This window comes from Anaerovirgula multivorans (assembly GCF_900188145.1).
Taxonomy (GTDB): Bacteria; Bacillota; Clostridia; order Peptostreptococcales; family Natronincolaceae; genus Anaerovirgula; species Anaerovirgula multivorans.
In genome coordinates this window covers 1-17,108 of the sequence record NZ_FZOJ01000023.1, presented here as the reverse complement: position 1 = coordinate 17,108, position 17,108 = coordinate 1, and the positions used below count along the sequence as shown (strand labels likewise).

14 protein-coding genes and 1 pseudogene are annotated in these 17,108 nt (G+C 33.2%); 12 read left to right on the top strand and 3 right to left on the bottom strand.

Annotated elements, in window-relative coordinates; all coding sequences use genetic code 11:
- Nucleotides 1-5 precede the first annotated feature (5 nt).
- The 7 genes from purM to CHB72_RS18095 all read left to right on the top strand — a co-directional run bounded on the left by purM (nt 6) and on the right by CHB72_RS18095 (nt 8,746).
- Nucleotides 6-1,034, top strand: a complete 1,029-nt coding sequence (purM, locus tag CHB72_RS18125; protein ID WP_089284341.1) for a phosphoribosylformylglycinamidine cyclo-ligase — start codon at nt 6-8, stop codon at nt 1,032-1,034.
- Nucleotides 1,022-1,651 (top strand): phosphoribosylglycinamide formyltransferase, encoded by a 630-nt coding sequence (purN, locus tag CHB72_RS18120; protein ID WP_176431460.1) that lies wholly within the window; start codon nt 1,022-1,024, stop codon nt 1,649-1,651. The genes purM and purN overlap by 13 nt, the downstream gene beginning before the upstream one ends.
- A gap of 114 nt (nt 1,652-1,765) precedes the next feature.
- Nucleotides 1,766-3,295 carry a bifunctional phosphoribosylaminoimidazolecarboxamide formyltransferase/IMP cyclohydrolase gene (gene purH, locus CHB72_RS18115; RefSeq protein ID WP_089284291.1) on the top strand — a complete coding sequence of 510 codons (1,530 nt, stop codon included), beginning with the start codon at nt 1,766-1,768 and terminating at the stop codon, nt 3,293-3,295.
- Nucleotides 3,296-3,377: 82 nt separating this feature from the next.
- Nucleotides 3,378-4,631 (top strand): phosphoribosylamine--glycine ligase, encoded by a 1,254-nt coding sequence (gene purD / locus CHB72_RS18110; RefSeq protein WP_089284290.1) that lies wholly within the window; start codon nt 3,378-3,380, stop codon nt 4,629-4,631.
- Between the two features lie 638 nt (nt 4,632-5,269).
- Nucleotides 5,270-6,271 carry a hypothetical protein gene (locus CHB72_RS18105; protein WP_089284289.1) on the top strand — a complete coding sequence of 334 codons (1,002 nt, stop codon included), beginning with the start codon at nt 5,270-5,272 and terminating at the stop codon, nt 6,269-6,271.
- 468 nt (nt 6,272-6,739) lie between these two features.
- Nucleotides 6,740-7,459 (top strand): LytR/AlgR family response regulator transcription factor, encoded by a 720-nt coding sequence (locus CHB72_RS18100; RefSeq protein WP_089284288.1) that lies wholly within the window; start codon nt 6,740-6,742, stop codon nt 7,457-7,459.
- 24 nt (nt 7,460-7,483) lie between these two features.
- Nucleotides 7,484-8,746, top strand: coding sequence for a sensor histidine kinase (locus tag CHB72_RS18095; RefSeq protein ID WP_089284287.1), 1,263 nt, complete (start codon nt 7,484-7,486; stop codon nt 8,744-8,746).
- Here the strand turns inward: CHB72_RS18095 and CHB72_RS18090 are convergent.
- Nucleotides 8,738-8,878 carry an AgrD family cyclic lactone autoinducer peptide gene (locus CHB72_RS18090; protein ID WP_089284286.1) on the bottom strand — a complete coding sequence of 47 codons (141 nt, stop codon included), beginning with the start codon at nt 8,876-8,878 and terminating at the stop codon, nt 8,738-8,740. The two genes, CHB72_RS18095 and CHB72_RS18090, sit on opposite strands and share 9 nt — an antisense overlap.
- The gene (locus tag CHB72_RS28125) at nt 8,865-9,443 is read right to left on the bottom strand and encodes an accessory gene regulator ArgB-like protein (RefSeq protein ID WP_089284285.1); all 579 of its coding nucleotides are present in this window, start codon (nt 9,441-9,443) and stop codon (nt 8,865-8,867) included. The genes CHB72_RS18090 and CHB72_RS28125 overlap by 14 nt, the downstream gene beginning before the upstream one ends.
- 956 nt (nt 9,444-10,399) lie before the next feature.
- Here CHB72_RS28125 and CHB72_RS18080 point away from each other — a divergent pair.
- The 4 genes from CHB72_RS18080 to CHB72_RS18065 all read left to right on the top strand — a co-directional run bounded on the left by CHB72_RS18080 (nt 10,400) and on the right by CHB72_RS18065 (nt 14,912).
- Complete coding sequence (locus CHB72_RS18080) at nt 10,400-11,851, top strand: CARDB domain-containing protein (RefSeq protein WP_089284284.1); 1,452 nt, start codon at nt 10,400-10,402, stop codon at nt 11,849-11,851.
- 31 nt (nt 11,852-11,882) lie between these two features.
- A complete protein-coding gene (locus tag CHB72_RS18075) occupies nt 11,883-12,545 on the top strand; it encodes a hypothetical protein (RefSeq protein ID WP_089284283.1) in 663 nt (220 codons plus the stop codon).
- 99 nt (nt 12,546-12,644) lie between these two features.
- Nucleotides 12,645-13,469, top strand: a complete 825-nt coding sequence (locus tag CHB72_RS18070; RefSeq protein WP_089284282.1) for an REP-associated tyrosine transposase — start codon at nt 12,645-12,647, stop codon at nt 13,467-13,469.
- A gap of 564 nt (nt 13,470-14,033) precedes the next feature.
- Entirely contained in the window at nt 14,034-14,912 is an 879-nt protein-coding gene (locus CHB72_RS18065) for a leucine-rich repeat domain-containing protein (RefSeq protein WP_089284281.1), read from the top strand.
- 350 nt (nt 14,913-15,262) lie between these two features.
- On the opposite strand, the pseudogene CHB72_RS27455 reads toward CHB72_RS18065, so the two are convergent.
- Nucleotides 15,263-15,974: pseudogene (locus CHB72_RS27455) on the bottom strand (transposase).
- Between the two features lie 563 nt (nt 15,975-16,537).
- Here CHB72_RS27455 and CHB72_RS18055 point away from each other — a divergent pair.
- Nucleotides 16,538-17,023: a LytR/AlgR family response regulator transcription factor gene (locus CHB72_RS18055; RefSeq protein WP_089284279.1), complete on the top strand. Its 486-nt coding sequence runs from the start codon at nt 16,538-16,540 to the stop codon at nt 17,021-17,023.
- Nucleotides 17,024-17,108 lie beyond the last annotated feature (85 nt).

Genomic DNA, 17,108 nt, shown 5'->3' with positions numbered 1-17,108 from the left:
AGAATATGACATATAAAAAAGCTGGTGTAGATGTAGAAGAGGGTCAAAGGGCAGTAGAGTTAATGAAGAAGCATGTAAAGGGCACCTTCAATCAACATGTGCTTGAGGATCTTGGTGGATTTGGAGGACTGTTTGCCTTAGATTTAAAGGGAATCCAGGAACCTATTCTTGTTTCTGGTACTGATGGCGTTGGAACAAAGCTAAAGCTGGCATTTTTATTAGACAAGCATGATACCATAGGACAGGATTGTGTAGCTATGTGTGTCAATGATATATTGTGTCAGGGGGCAAAACCGCTATTTTTCTTGGATTATATTGCTACTGGAAAGCTAAAGGCAGAAAAGGTAGCAGATATTGTAAAGGGTGTTGCTGATGGTTGCCAGATGGCAGGCAGTGCTTTAATTGGAGGAGAAACAGCAGAGATGCCGGGATTTTATCAAGATGGCGAGTATGATATTGCAGGCTTTGCAGTAGGAATCGTAGATAAGTCAAAGGTCATCACCGGTAAAAGCATCAAAGAAGGGGACGCAGTCATTGGCATTGCCTCCAGTGGACTTCATAGTAATGGATTTTCTTTAGCTAGAAAAGTACTATTAGATCAAGGGAAGCTTTCTTTAGATGCTAGTTTTCAAGTGTTGGAGAAAACCATAGGAGAGGAACTGATTACTCCCACAAAAATCTATGTGAAGCCAGTCTTGGAGGTCATAAAATCTGTAACAGTAAAGGGGATTGCTCATATTACTGGCGGTGGATTTTATGAAAATGTGCCTCGGATACTTCCAGAAGGAGTAGATGCTTCGATACAGCTAGGGAGTTGGGATGTACCTGAAATATTTAAATTAATACAAAGCCTGGGAGGCATTGAAGAAGAGGAAATGTTCAAAACTTTCAATATGGGTATTGGTATGATGTTGATTGTATCTGAGGAAGATGCAGAAAGTGTCATGAATATCCTGAAGGCATCAGGAGAAAAGTCCTATAAAATTGGTAAAATCCAAAATGGGAAAAAACAGGTGGTATTATGGCAGGAATAAAAATTGCTGTTCTCATATCCGGTGGAGGCACCAATTTACAAGCTTTAATCGATGCTGTTGAAGCAGGCTATATAGAGGGAGAAATTGCCTTAGTAATATCCAATAAAAAAGACGTTCTTGGAATAGCAAGAGCAAAAGCCCATGGAATAAAAACCATTGTGTTAGAAAAAAGCACCTATGGATTTCGAGAAAAAAGGGACGCTGCACTATTGGAGGCACTAGAGAAAAACAATATAGATTTGATTGTATTAGCAGGATATCTAGCTATCGTACCAGATATGATTATACAGAAATATAGAAATAGAATCATCAACATCCATCCATCCCTTATACCTAGCTTTTGTGGGGACGGGTACTATGGAGAAAAGGTTCATGAAGCAGCATTGGAGAGAGGTGTAAAAGTCACTGGTGCAACAGTGCATTTTGTTAACGAAGTGACAGATGGAGGACCGATTATTCTTCAGGAAGCAGTAGTAGTGGATTTTGAAGATGATACTAAGGGTTTACAGCAAAAGGTATTGCAGGTGGAGCATAGACTTCTTCCTCAGGCAGTAAAGCTGTTTGCGGAAGGAAGGTTGGAGGTTGTAGGGAATCGAGTAAAGATCAACAGAGAATAAGTCACGTGGACATTTCATTTGTCATATTATTTGGCTACCCGTAGGGTGACAATTCTCACAAAGTATGACGACGTCCTCGTCGTTCCGAAAAATAATTAAAGATGGGGTGATTAAGTGATAAAAAGAGCACTGATTAGTGTGTCAGATAAAAGTGGTATTGTAGATTTTGCTAAGGAACTAGCAAAGCTGGAAATAGAAATCTTATCAACCGGTGGAACTGCTAAACTATTGAAAGAATCTGGAGTGAATGCAATAGATGTTTCAGAGGTAACTGGTTTTCCAGAGTGTTTGGATGGCAGAGTAAAAACACTGCACCCAGTGGTACATGGAGGCATATTGGCTATAAGAGACAATCAAGCTCATCAAAAGACTTTAGAGGAATTAAAGATTACACTTATTGATTTAGTTATTATCAATCTATATCCCTTCAAGGAAACCATATTAAAAGAAGGCGTTACAATGGAGGATGCTATTGAAAACATAGATATTGGTGGTCCTACTATGCTTAGGTCTGCTGCAAAAAATCATAAGTTTGTAACTGTAGTGACAGATCCGAAGGATTATGAAAGTGTGCTAGAGGAAATCCAAGAAAAGGGAGACACAACCTTTGAAACTAGATATGATTTAGCACTTAAAGTATTTCAGCATACCAGTCATTATGATGCATTGATTGCTTCTTATCTTGGTAAAGATAAAGACTCCTTTGAAAATGTGATTACCGTTACCTATGAAAAAATTCAAGACTTACGTTATGGCGAAAATCCTCATCAAAAAGCTGTTTTTTATAAGGAGATAGGCAAGCAGCTAGGCACCTTAGTAGAAGGCATTCAGTTACAGGGGAAAGAGTTATCTTTTAATAACATTAACGATACCAACGGTGCATTAGAACTATTAAAGGAATTTGAAGAGCCCACAGTAGTAGCTGTTAAACACACAAACCCCTGTGGAGTAGCATCTGCAGCAAATATTTATGAGGCTTATAACAAAGCGTTTGAGGCAGATCCCATTTCAATCTTTGGCGGAATCATCGCAGCCAATGAGATTATCGACGGCAGAACAGCAGAAAAAATGAAGAATGTGTTTTTAGAAGTCGTTATTGCACCAGACTTTACAGAAGAAGCTTTATCAATATTTGCTGGAAAGAAAAATCTTAGACTCATTAAACTAGCAGATATCAAAATGAAGAATGCTAAGGCTTTAGATATGAAAAAGGTGGCTGGTGGGTTACTAATTCAAGATGTTAATAGTGGCCTGCTAGATAAAACAGAAGTAGTGACAACTGCAAAGCCAACAGAGGAAGATATGGAAGATTTACTTTTTGCCTTTAAGATTGTTAAACATGTGAAGTCTAATGCTATCGTCTTAGTAAAAAACAAACAAACTCTCGCAGTAGGTCCTGGACAAACCAGTAGAATCTGGGCATTGCAGAATGCTATAAGAAACGGTGAGCATAATTTAGAGGGCAGCGTGTTGGCCTCTGATGCTTTCTTCCCTTTTAGTGATTGTGTTGAAGAAGCAGCAAAGGCAGGAATCAGAGCCATTATTCAACCGGGTGGTTCTATGAATGATGAAGCTTCCATTGAAGCATGTAATGAGACGGGAATTGCTATGGTCTTTACAGGCATGAGGCATTTTAAACACTAAGAAAAAGGCTTTGTTAAATTCTACTATAACATTTCATGGCTTTATATTCTACCAACAAAGTTGGTTAACGAGGGGTGAAACAATGAAGATATTAGTAGTCGGTAATGGCGGTCGAGAGCATACAATTGTGTGGAAACTAAGCCAAAGCCCACAAGTAAGTGAGATCTACTGTGCTCCTGGTAATCCAGGAATAGGAGAAATATCAAAAAATATTGATGTTTCCTCAGAGGATATAGAAAAGCTTGTAGATTTTTCCCGGGAAATGTCTATAGATATGACGATCGTCGGTCCGGAGGTTCCTTTAGTGTCAGGAATTGTAGATGCCTTTCAAAAATCAGGGTTAAACATCATTGGTCCTGCTAAGGCAGCCGCTCAATTAGAGGGAAGCAAGGCCTTTGCTAAGGACTTCATGAAGAAATACAACATCCCTGCGGCAGCATATAATGAAGTAAATTCCTATGATGAAGCAGTGAAAACACTCCAGAAATACAGCTTCCCAGTAGTCATTAAAGCCGATGGCTTGGCAGCTGGAAAAGGGGTTTTGATCTGTGAAAATCAAGAAGAGGCAGAAAAAGCACTGGTGGATATTTTACTAAACAGGGTTTTTGGAACAGCGGGGGACAAAGTAGTGATTGAAGAGTTTTTAGAGGGGATAGAAACCTCCATTCTATGTTTTGTAGATGGCAAAACCATCGTACCCATGGTAAGCAGCCAAGATCATAAGAGAATCTATGACGGAGATCAAGGGCCTAACACCGGAGGAATGGGAACCTATTCTCCTAACTACGTTTATACAGAAGAGATTGCAAAGATTGTAGAAAAAAATATCTTGCAACCAACTCTAAAGGGTATCCAGGAAGAAAATATGGATTTTAAGGGAATATTATTTATCGGACTAATGATTACAAAAGAAGGTCCAAAGGTACTAGAGTACAATGTAAGGTTTGGAGATCCTGAAACCCAAGTGGTGTTGCCAAGACTAGAAACAGATTTGATGGAAATATTTAATGCTATGCTACAGCAGAAGCTTTCTAACATAGACATTCAATGGAATAAAAAAGGTGTAGTATGTGTCGTACTGGCATCTGGTGGTTATCCTGGAGATTATGAAAAAGGAAAAGAAATTTCTGGGCTAGAGAATATTGGAGACAATACCGTAGTTTTTCATGCGGGCACTGCTATGAAAAATGGTAAACTAGTCACAAATGGTGGTAGAGTGCTGGGTGTCACCGCTTGGGCAGAAGATATAGAAACCGCAAGAAAACAAGCCTATGAAAATGTAGAAAAAATAAATTTTGAAGGAAAAACCTATCGTAGAGATATAGCAGTGAGATAGTCGATATTACATTTGAGAATACACTAAGTTAGAAAAAAAGAGTAGTCCTTATAAAATGGAGCCTATGTCAAAGGACATTTTATTAAAAGGATACTCTTTTTTGTTTGAAGCAGATTGTAAAATATTTTATTTGGTGGATATTACCAGAAGGCAAAAGTTTTTTTTATAAATCTTGTAGCTGGAAATGTCAATAAAACTATAGATTTTCAATAGGTTTGCAACTATTTTAAGGTGAAGCATAGCAGAATGTATAATTTGAAATAATACACAACTCCAATGTAACGAAAAGGGGGTAAAAAGTAATGAAAAAGTTTTACCCCTTTTTTATTACCTTTTACCCCTGTTTCATTACAATCCTATTGAAAAGTCAAAAAATCATGATATATTGAAAGTGTACTTAAGTACAAGCTAAACTTTCTAATTGACGAGGCAAAAGGTTTCAATTGGTAGGAAAAGAAGGTAAGATATTATGGACAAGATTCCTCGAGATTCTCCCAAAAAGTGACGACTGAAAAAAATATTTGCAACAGTCCTTGGAAAGCTTAAACAGATGATTGCAGCTTTGAATGTAAATTCCACTTGTGTTGAACGTATGTAAAGTAACAAATATAGTCTATCGAGAGAAAGGAGTTCTATATATGCTTTATTCCTCTAAAAAGAAAAGGTACATTCTAAAACTTACATTGGGCTTTATTATAATATTTTTCATAAGTGGATGTCAAAATCATATTCCTTTGCCTTACAATCAAAAAACTAAGCTAGAAACAATAAATGATACTATTTATAATGATAGTACTTTCGAACTCGAGATGTTGAATCATCGGGGGGAGCTTGTACCTTCAAAAGATATTATATACGACAGCAGTGAAGAGTATAGATTAGTGATTAAGGACACTGATACAGAAGTTGTAGGTTATAAGCTCATGTTACTCATAGATGGATTACAGTATGATCTATCGGAAGATGATGTGGAATCAAAGGCGCTTTTACTTTCGGCAGAAAGCGGTGAAGCTTCCACGCATATTGATTTTTCCAGAGTGAACACTGGACATCACTTTGGTATGTTTATCATTGAAAAAATTTACGAATCACCACGAAAATTTTTAACCTCTGAGGAGGATATACGCTTTACGATTTATAAATCAGAAGGGGATCCAAGTTCAAATATTAATCAGCCTCAATTAAAGGTTTCAATTGCTGATAGTACAGCATTATTGGCATCTATTAATCGCTCTATCGAGTTCGTTGCTTTTCCTGCACAAATGCAGCCACCGTTTGAAATACGACAGAATAACGAAGTATGCCAAGATTCACTATCTACTTACAATCTTTACCTTTACAATTCCTCTCCATTTGAGACAGATTACTGGATTGGTGTAATCTCAGAAGGTGAAGTGATAACAAATGCATATAGTTCTGATCATATTTTATCGCTAGCTCCTTATGCAGAAACTGTAGTCCAGGTGACACTTTCCAACATAAATATTACACCAGATAAACCCTTCTATTTTGTTGCTATACCAAACCCTCAACAAGAATATGATTCTGAATCATTACATTTAGCTTGGAAAGAGGGTAGAAATACTGTTACTCTTTTTTCTCAAAAGTTTATAATCACCGATTCTACAACAAAAGATTAGAAGTATCCTGTGCTTTGAAAATTTCAGCGACAAATTGAATTTGAGAGTCGTCCTACGCTGACTAGAAATTTAATTTATCCTTCGGTGTATTGCTAAGATTCCCGATTCTTCTAGATAAACAAACTAAGCGACTAACACAAAATCAAAGATTTTGGTTATCTGCTTATAGATAAACAAACTAAGTGAACAATACGAAAGTTAGAAACCAAACTTTCGGTTGTCTACTTATGAATTAAGTTTCATTTTATCTGCAATAGTCTTTAAAAAGATTAAACAGAGAGAGCATATGAAAAATCATGATATGCTCTCTTTTATAATTTTAGCAGGCATCGCTACAACAGTTGGCCGATAAATTTAATCATTTATCGATTTTCTATACGAATTACCCCTATATTATGATAATGTTTTGTTAAGGTCTATTAGAAATGTAAATAGACATAAAAATTTATCAAATATAGGAGAATTACAATGTTAAATATTCTTGTGGTCGAAGACAATCAAGTGGAAAGAAAAAATCTAGTTAGGCTGCTCAAGAATGTAAATAACGATGTAAGAATATATGAAGCTGATACTGGAGAAGAAGCGATAAAAATACTAAAGGAAGAAGTAATCGGACTATTCTTTCTAGATATAGAACTACCTGACACAACAGGCTTGAAGATTGCGGAGAAGATTCGTGCTATCCCTCAATATGAATTAACCTATATGGTGTTCATTACTACCCATGTCTATTATCAGCTTGAAGCCTTTAAGCAATACCACTGTTATGATTTTATTGAAAAGCCATATAAGAAGGAAGATGTAGTAGAAATCTCAGATAGATTGATAAGAGGAATCACCAAAGATACTAACAAAGAGAAGGTAGTGGGATTTGAGATTAAAAACTGCATCTTAAAGATTGCTCTTAAAGACATTTTATTTATCGAATCCCAAGGAAGAAATTGTATAGTTTATACAAAAAATAGTCAATATACTATTCCTAATATGTCAATGAAAAAAGCATTGGAAAAAATAGAAGCTCCTCATTTTATGCAAACCCATAAATCCTATATAATTAATCTTGAAAATGTCCATCTAATAGAAAAGAATGAAAAGAACTCCTGGATAGTGCATTTTAAAGACTATACTTCACTTGCTTATATAAGTGACAAGTATAAAAGAGAATTTTCAAAGAAAATTTCTTGTTAGAATGTAGAATGGAGGAGGAATTCTATGGAATGGTACGAAATATTTATCCTTTCAGCATTAGAGATTCTAGCGATATTGTTGGTATGGAGTAAATTAAATAGTGAGCTAAATGTCCATAAAATAAGATGGTGTCTAGCTATTGCTGGTATAGCAGGAATAGCAGCAGTATTGAATGTATATAGTGTTGACATTGGATTCATCATCAACCTATTAGTATTGTGTGCCATGGTTATATTTCTATTTCAAATATCTATCAAAGAAGGAATTTTACAGTTTTTAACTGTGATTATCATAGTTGCTAGTATTCAATTTCTTTTTACTTCCATTTTAGCATATTTAATGAAGTCTATGAGCTACTCATTGCTTAATGGATTTATCATCAATATAACCACTCTTATAGTATGTATTGTTATACATAAATTTATTAAATTTGATAGAATAAGGAAATATTATTTAAAATACCGAAATCATATGATAACAATTATTGTAAATATTGTCGGAATCGTTCTGTTACTCATGTACTTGTGGGAAATGGATAAAGATTTTGTATGGCAACATATAGCCTATCTGTTAGTAGCAATTGTCATTTGGGAAGGATTAAATATATTTTTTTTATATCAGTCAATACATATCAAAGAGCAGCAAGAAATCATACATATCCATGAAAAATACATGCTGTTTCTAACAAATATGGTACATGAAATAAGGCAAAAACAGCATGATTTTAAAAATCATCTCAATGCTCTTTATGGTCTAGCACAAATTGAAAATAGTCAACAGGCAAAAAAAGAAATTGGTCAGTATTTAGAAGCGGTGATCGAAGGAATCAAGTCTACTGATCAGTTACTGAATATAAAAGACCCCATCATAAGTGCAATCATTAATAGTAAGAAGTCTCTGGCAGAAGAAAGAGATATTTCTTTTGATGTAGAATTTCAAAATGAAATACCAGAATATCCATTAGAGAAACATGAACTTGTTGAGTTGTTGGGGAATCTGTTGGATAATGCTATTGAGGCAATTGAAAATAACAGTAGCCACAATCCACGTAGAATAACTATAATACTTGGAACAGCAGAAAATCTCAAAGTAATAGAAGTGAAAAATACAGGAGGAGTAATTCAACAAGAAGATATTCATCGTATTTTTGAAAGAGGTTTTTCTACAAAAAAAGGAAAGCACAGGGGTTATGGTCTATACAATGTTAGAAAAATTGTTGATTATTATCAAGGAACCATAGAGCTTTCCTTTGATGGAAGGTGTACAGCTTTCAAAATATTACTTTAATAAATTCTTAGGACATTTTGGCTCCCCCCAAAACAGTACTGAACCTGAATAAGCAACTAAGTCTGAAGCAAGTACAAACATAGATGCAATAGAAAATAAAGCTATTTTAAATATGGAACTATTGTTCTTCATGGGTTTCCCCCCTTCCTATAAATAATTGGAATGCTTGCAAACAGATTGTCCATATGCCGCATTCAAAAAAGTTATGGTTATATGCCAAGACAAATTTAAATAAAATGAAAGTCCACAGTAGTGTAGAGAAAAGGGATAAATATCTTAGCATTCTTTTTCTTTTTTTATTTAGTATAGGTCGAAAGCTAGAGGGTTGAGGAGAATGATCATAAATAAGTATGATGCTAATCAGAGTGAGGATAAGAGCTTTAGAGATTGTCATTGTGAATAGGTGAGGCAGAATCAAAATGGCTAAGGAGAAGAAGCCAAAACTCACCACAAAGCATAACAACCCACTTTGAAAGTGTAGTCCCCCAGAAAATAAACGAATTGACAATAGTAGAGCAAGACTGAAGAAGAACAAAGATGCTTTATTTAATGTAAAGAAAAACAACAGTAATATGATAAATTTCGTAAATTCATTCCAAATCACTCTCATAGCATATTTCATTTTACGAATATCACCATGAGACAAAAGCTTTTCTTTATAAATTTTATAGGCAAAAATATCGATAAGACTATGCATTTTCAATCACCTCTAACTTTTTTAACTAAGTTGAATGATAGCATGGATGGAAAAAATATACAATCCAAATGTAACGAAACAGGGGTAAAAGGTAACGAAAAAGTTTTATTCCCCATTTCATTACGTTTCACTCCTGTTTCGTTACAATTCTATTGAAAAGTCAAAAAATTATGATATATTGGAGGTGTACTTGAGTACAAGCTAGATTTTCTAAGGGGAAAAGGCAGAAGATTAAAATTAGCAGGCATGAGAGGTGAGATAAAATGGATAAAATTCCTCGAGATTCTCCGAAAAAATAGTGGCTGAAAAGGTATCTGCAACAGTCCTCGGAAAGCTTAAACAGATAGTTAGTTTTAATATTAATTTAATCTATATTATTTCTGTTAAACTAAGCAAGGAAACTAGCATAACTTTCAATGTTTTCCCCTATCTTCAATTGGGAATATATTGAGATTACATCTATTCTATTTGTACAAACTTTAGATGACTAAAACAGAGTAATTAAGTAATTGTGAAACTTATTAAAAAGGTTATAGAGAGGTAGCCGATTTGAATTTTCAGGATTTTTTGTAATTTTCCAAGGATCATCCTATAGTAACCCATTTCATTTTGGGGCAGACGAATTCATGGTTGGAAGTCCACAACGCAAATGTGTTTTATTTCCTTCACGCTTCACATGAAAGGAAAATAAATAACGATTTTAATTAAAAACAAAGATGTTTTCAGATGAAATTAATAAAAAAAAGTAAAGGAGAAATGGTGATGAATAGAGCAAGAGAATAACCTGATAAAATAAGCTTTAGCCAATCTTGCAAGTTCAAAGATAATGTGAATAATAAATCAAACTTCAATGATTAGTGTGGATGGAATGACTATATATAAGAAGTTTACAAATGCATAATGATTGATGTTTTTTCAATTCTATTAATACTATTTTGGGAAAGTGAGGGATATTTGTGAAAAAGTTTAAAGTAATTGCTGTTTTTTCAATCTTAGTTTTAATAATTACAGGTTTTAGTTATGCCTTGCAGCATGATGTTTCTGTATTTGAAATGGATGATAATATTATTTTTACTGATACAAATTCTTACGAAGAAAATAATATAGATCCGAATACAATTAAAATTACTGGTCCAACTATTAAAATAGAAGAACCTATAGATAAGTTAACGAATGAACTTTCTGTGAAAAGTATTATAGTGAGTGATAATAGCTTAACCGAAGATATTACAGTAACAGATAGTGTATATAAAAGCACTTCAATGTCAACAAGTTCTACTTTACCGGATTTGAACATAACTAATCTAAGAGAAAAACCCGGGGTAACGTATCCTTTTAAAGTCGGAGAAACAGCTTATTTTGAATACACAATAGCAAATCACGGTGGAACTTCAACACCATGGAATACAAAAGTAGGTATTTATTATAATACTATTCATGTGGGCACTATAACTGTAGGTACTATTCAAGCAGGATATACATATACTGGAGGAATATCTCTAGACGGTATTCCAGAAGGTACTCATGAAATTAAAGTTAAGGCCGATCCATTTAATGAAATATCTGAATCTAATGAAAACAACAACGAAGATAAAGGAAATTTCACTTGGCAAGGAGTTCCTGATCTTAATGTTTCCTCATTTAAAACTGTTTCTAATGCAAGGGATTTTGAGATAGAAAAAGGTGTAGATTTCATATTTACTATATCAAACGAAGGCACAGGAAGGGCTAATGGATCTATACCTATTCATCTTCATTTATTTGGTACAGAAATATATACTTCTTCAATTCCAAGTTTAGATGTTGGTTACACGGCAACAGGCCGCTTTACACTTACATTTGCAGAAGGCGGCTATTACAGTTTGGCAATACATGCTAATAAAAATAACAGCATTGTTCCTAAAGAAACTAATTTAACTAACAATCTTAAAACAACAGCAGTTTCAATCATCGATTCGTCTTTTTATAAATCTTGTGGATGGCCAACTTCAGTAATACCAATTAGACCGTATAGTTACAATAGCACGTGGCAGACACCCATGGATACTGCTATTTCAAATTGGAATAATGATGAAGCGAAAATAACGTTTAATAAAGTTAGTTTATCTGATAATACTGTAGCTGCTGGTCAATATGATTATGATGCCTATGGAAAATGTTTTAGCACCTATAAAGGAGATGAATTGACAAAATTCGAAATTCAATTAAATTCAAGAACTATTTCTGAAGATGCAACAAATTTGTCTAATTTTATACAGAGTGTTTTTGTGCATGAATTAGGTCATACCATATGGTTAGCTGATAATCCCAATACAACAAGTTCTTCTATTATGAAATACTCTAGAAATAGAAATACTATGACCAAACCACAAACTTATGATATAATTCACGTTAAAGCTAAGTACTAAAATAATATAGAATAGTTTAAGGAGGTTTATAATGAAAACAAATAAATTATTAATAATTATAATATGCTGCAATATGATTCTAACATTAATTGGATGTTCAACACAAAATACAAATGTTAAACAAGAAGAAAAATTAATCACAGTTGTGCATGCAGATTATCCGTATTATCCAAGTATAGATGCTTTAGCTGAAAGAGCAACTACAGTTATTGAAGGGACAATAGTAGATTCAAGAGTTGAAGAAATTGATGATCGGACGAAAGTGGATTTAGGAGTTGAAGGAGAAATTGATGATCGAATGAATCCAAGTAAGGATACACCACCTTCTATCAGAGTTTATACTGTATACACTGTTAAAGTCAGCAATACTTACAAAGGAGATGTTAAACCTGGTGAAACAATAGAGGTAAAGCAAATAGGTGGAGAAAGTAAGACTATGGTTTATAAAGTAGAGAATGAAGAGGATAATGTAAAATTTGTAGAGGGTAAAAAATATGTAATGTTTCTTAGTACTTATGAAAATAGTCCTGCAACTTTATTAAATCCTATTCAAGCTTGTTATAGCTATGAAGAAGATACTGTAAAAACAAAGAGTACTGTAGAGAATGAACAGCTTATAAGTGTCAACGAAAAAAATGATTTAACACTTACAATTGAAGATTTAGAAAGAATAAAAAATGAAACTAAGAAATAACCAAATGATAATATTTATAGAAATTTAGGGACGGTTCTTGAGTTGAATGAAATTCTTTGATAAAATAATTGTATAATCAAAGGAAATGGAGTGAAATTTATGCCAAGAGTTGCTAGAATCAAAGCTGAAAATCAAATATATCATATTATCCAGCGAGGAAATGAGCGCAAAAACATTTTTCTATCTGATGATGACAAGGTAAGGTTTCTAGACACTCTTGAAAGAATGAAGGAGAAATATAATTTCAAGTTAGAAGCCTATTGTCTTATGGACAATCATGTGCATCTACTAGTTGAGGATAATGGAAATGATATATCCAGAATAATGAAAAGTATTAATGTAAGTTATGCATATTACTTCAATCATGCATACAAAAGAGTCGGACATCTGTTTCAGGATCGCTTCAAAAGTGAGATTATACAGGAAGATAGCTATCTACTTTCGGTTAGTGCATATATACATAATAATCCTGTAAAAGCTAAAATGGTCGAATTGCCGGAAGAATATAAATGGAGTAGTTTTAATGATTATTTACTAAGAGAAAACAGTCAGAAAGAGTTAGTAGATACCGAAAGAATACTTGGGATGTTTTCTAGTAGCAGAAAAACGGCAGTAGAAAAGTATTACAATTACGTTTTAAAGTATGAGGCCAAGGAAGCAGTATTGGATGTAGAAGAGGATAAGGTGATTTTAAGAAGAGAAAGTATAGATTATATCGAATCTTTGGAAGTGGCAGAAAAATTTTTGCAAAATAAATTGAATAACTTAAAAAAGGGCAAGGATGATTTAGCGAAGGATAAAGAGTTGAGAAGAGAGATGATAATAAAGTTAAGAAGGAACTCATGTTTAACATTAAAGGAAATTGGAGAACTGGTAGGAGGAATATCCCAATCAATGGTATGTAAGATATTAAAAGGAAATTAATTCAATTCAAGAACCGTCCCTAAGTTCACTCTTAAAAGGAAATTAATTCAATTCAAGAACCGTCCCTAAGTTCACTCCACTAAGTTCACTCAAAAGGTAGTTTTAGACAAATCGTTAGTATTGAGGCAGAATGGACTGGTGCAACTGGTTCAGGTACGTATACATGGAGTGAGAGTTATATACAAACATCACATGATGGAATCTCCATTGATGTAAGGGCTAGAGGAACTATTGAAGTTGCAGTAAATACTTCTACATCAGCTGGTATAGAATTTGGGTCAGAATTGTTAGGAGTTGGATTTTCTATGAGCTCACAGGTAGGTACTACTACATATTATAGAAAAGTTGAAAGCTGGTCAAGAAAATGGAACCTATACTAGTTAGTTGAAGATAAAAAAATCAATCCCTCTATTCAAATAAGAGGGATTGATTTTAAAACTTGAATTTGCAAAAAACAACATAACTTTTATTTGTTGAAATGCAGTTTTTATTATGGAATATTAAATAATAAAAGGATGCTAATATTTAATTTATGTAAGTTAGAATAGAATTGAGGTGGATTCTATGAAGAAAAAATGTATTATTTTTTTGATAATAATAATGGTAACAATACTTCAATCAAGTTGTCAGATTAATTCAAAGGACAGGGGTATTGAATTTAAAGAAAATGAAATTGAAATAGCAGTAAGAAGAGCAATAAACAAGCAACATGGGATAATTACAATGGATGATTTAGATAAGGTGAGTAGTATTACGATCAAAGGTACTAGCCTTAGAGAGTTTAATGAATTATTACTTATGAAAAATTTGAATACTTTATTTTTGCAAAATGTCAATACACGGCAATTAAATGAAATAGAAGGGTTAGAGTCCTTAAGAATACTTAGAATTGAAAGTAAATATCCGTTAACTCTCAATAGTAATAGTATATATGAAAACCTTGTAACTCTATCGATAATTACTGATCAATCACTAGATATGATAGGGTTACAAGAATCTTACCCAATTCAAAATCTATATATTCGTGCTGAAGAAATAAATAACGGCTATAGGATTCAAACTCTTAAGGAGTTAGAAGAACTTGTTATTAATCCTGTTGGGGCAATGGATGTTTCATATTTAAAAGATTTAACTAAATTAAAAAGATTGTATCTATCAAATGGAACACTAGTACATGTTGAAGAATTGCAAAACTTAAATACCCTTGAAGAACTGGGATTAATCAACTGTGAAATTGATAATATATTTTGGATGGAGAGTCTAAAACAAATTAAATATTTATATCTTATGGATAACAAAATAGAAGATATCTCTTCTTTGAAAAATGCAGAAAATTTAGTAGAGTTGAATGTGAGTTCCAATAATATCAAAAATATAGATCCTATTGCAAATCTAAAACAATTAAAAGAATTAGATATATCCAGAAATCCTATATCGGAATAAGAAGTAATGTAGAATAAGATAAACTTCGAAGGAAAAACCTATAAAACAGACATAGTAGTGAGATAATAAATATCTTACTGCTTTTTTATAATTATTAGGAAATTACATTAGTGTTCAAAGGTTTTCTTAGAGGGTGTAAATACTTTTGTGTATTTTAAAAGATAAGCTCATTTCTATGTAAGAATTAATAGACTATTAATAAATTTTATGGTTATATACTTGCCAAAACCATCCAGATTTATGCATGATATTGAATAGTTTTGGCAATAATTTTTATAATGGGAGTATTGTCTCTCTCTGGTTTATGTAAGGTCATTCTTTGGGTCTAGGGAGACTGGTTTAGAAATTTTTTAGATGTATTTCTCTAGTCTTCCCTCAAAGATGACCAATAGTTGGTTTAAAACTTGGTCCCAATTACGATATCGTTGGGTCCATTTATTTTTCGTATTTCTACTGGACAAATAGAGCATCTTTTCTAGAGCCTCATTGCTAGGAAAGATAGACTTTGATTAAACTGCCTATGGAGCCCTTCGATAATGTTAGTAGTATAGATGGTTTTTTTAATCTCTGAAGGAAACTTGAAAAATGGACTTAGCACATCCCAGTTGCACTCTCCCAGCTTTTAAGGGCATAGGGGTATTTTTCTTCCCATTTATCTTTTACAGCATGAAGATTCTCCAGATGTTGTTGTTCGTTAATGGCTGTATATACGATTTTAAAGTCCTTTGAAAACTCTTTTAAGTCTTTATAGGATATATATTTAAAAGAATTTCTCAGTTGATGGATAATGCATCTTTGAATCTCAGAATGGGGGTAAATAGCCTGTATGGCTTCTTTAAGCCCTGTTAGAGTAAAAATGCATCGCGCACTCTCTACTTTTTTTCCTCCCAAATCAATAGAGAAAGTAATAGCTCTACCAATTCCTAATAGCAAACCTGATGCAATAAAAATATTGAATACATGTAGAGCAATATTTAATACTGCTAACCCCTCGCTTCCTATCCCTCTTCCGATAAATATCGTGTCAAATAAAATGCATAGGGATAAAGTCAGAGCGATCACGGCTGTCAATATGTATCAAAAGCTTATCTTGAAGAAACACCAACTGACAAGTTTATCAGAAGTTATTCAAGAAAAAGAACTCCTTGGGACAATGCATGTATTGAATCATTTCATGTACTAATCAAGAGAGAATGACTTAATCGCTTTGTAATTAAGCATCTTAAGCATGCCCACGAATTAATATTTGAGTATGTTGAGACTTTTTAAAATACTACCAGAATCCATGGATATTGCAATATGATATCCCCACACGATTTTGAAGTACAAACAGCAATATAATTAATTCATGAAAAATAATTCGAGTTTAGGTTGTCCTTTTTCTTGACAGAAGACTAAATCGCCTAAATTATCTTTAGTATTTTATAAAATAAGGTTGGAAGGGAGTATATCAAGAAGGATGCTCTTTTTTGTAATTTTAATAAGTATTGCTAAAGCAGTTGACCGATATATTTGGCCATTTATCGATTTTTTATACGAATTAGCGCTATATTATGATAATGTTTTGTTAGAGTAAAATAAAATGTAAATAGACATAAAAATTTATCAAATATAGGGGAATTACAATGTTAAATATTCTTGTGGTTGAAGACAATCAAGTGGAAAGAAAAAATCTAGTTAGGCTGCTCAAGAATGTAAATAACGATGTAAGAATATATGAAGCTGATACTGGAGAAAGAGCGATGAAAACACTAAAGGAAGAAGTAATCGGACTATTTTTTCTAGATATAGAACTGCCTGACACAACAGGCTTGAAGATTGCGGAGAAGATTCGTGCTATCCCTCAATATGAATTAACCTATATGGTGTTCGTTACTACCCATGTCTATTATCAGCTTGAAGCCTTTAAGCAATACCACTGTTATGATTTTATTGAAAAGCCATATAAGAAGGAAGATGTAGTAGAAATCTCAGATAGATTAATAAGAGGAATTACGAAGGAGACTTACAAAGAGAAAGTAGTGGGATTTGAAATGAAAAACTATATCTTAAAGGTTTTTCATAAGGACATTTTATTTATAGAATCTCAAGGAAAAAACTGTATAATTTAACTTCATGTGCTAGTAAATCTACAACTAGATAAATTTACCAATTTATTTTTACAAAAAAACATTTCCCTTATGAACAAACACTGGA

Excerpts from the sequence above, each read along its gene's own strand:
- CHB72_RS18065 (WP_089284281.1), top strand. The coding sequence starts at position 14,034 with ATGAAGAAAAAATGTATTATTTTTTTGATAATAATAATGGTAACAATA.
- purD (WP_089284290.1), top strand. The coding sequence starts at position 3,378 with ATGAAGATATTAGTAGTCGGTAATGGCGGTCGAGAGCATACAATTGTG.
- CHB72_RS18090 (WP_089284286.1), bottom strand. The coding sequence starts at position 8,878 with ATGAAGAACAATAGTTCCATATTTAAAATAGCTTTATTTTCTATTGCA.
- CHB72_RS18075 (WP_089284283.1), top strand. The coding sequence starts at position 11,883 with ATGAAAACAAATAAATTATTAATAATTATAATATGCTGCAATATGATT.
- CHB72_RS18100 (WP_089284288.1), top strand. The coding sequence starts at position 6,740 with ATGTTAAATATTCTTGTGGTCGAAGACAATCAAGTGGAAAGAAAAAAT.
- CHB72_RS28125 (WP_089284285.1), bottom strand. The coding sequence starts at position 9,443 with ATGCATAGTCTTATCGATATTTTTGCCTATAAAATTTATAAAGAAAAG.
- CHB72_RS18095 (WP_089284287.1), top strand. The coding sequence starts at position 7,484 with ATGGAATGGTACGAAATATTTATCCTTTCAGCATTAGAGATTCTAGCG.
- CHB72_RS18070 (WP_089284282.1), top strand. The coding sequence starts at position 12,645 with ATGCCAAGAGTTGCTAGAATCAAAGCTGAAAATCAAATATATCATATT.
- purM (WP_089284341.1), top strand. The coding sequence starts at position 6 with ATGACATATAAAAAAGCTGGTGTAGATGTAGAAGAGGGTCAAAGGGCA.
- CHB72_RS18055 (WP_089284279.1), top strand. The coding sequence starts at position 16,538 with ATGTTAAATATTCTTGTGGTTGAAGACAATCAAGTGGAAAGAAAAAAT.
- purN (WP_176431460.1), top strand. The coding sequence starts at position 1,022 with ATGGCAGGAATAAAAATTGCTGTTCTCATATCCGGTGGAGGCACCAAT.
- CHB72_RS18105 (WP_089284289.1), top strand. The coding sequence starts at position 5,270 with ATGCTTTATTCCTCTAAAAAGAAAAGGTACATTCTAAAACTTACATTG.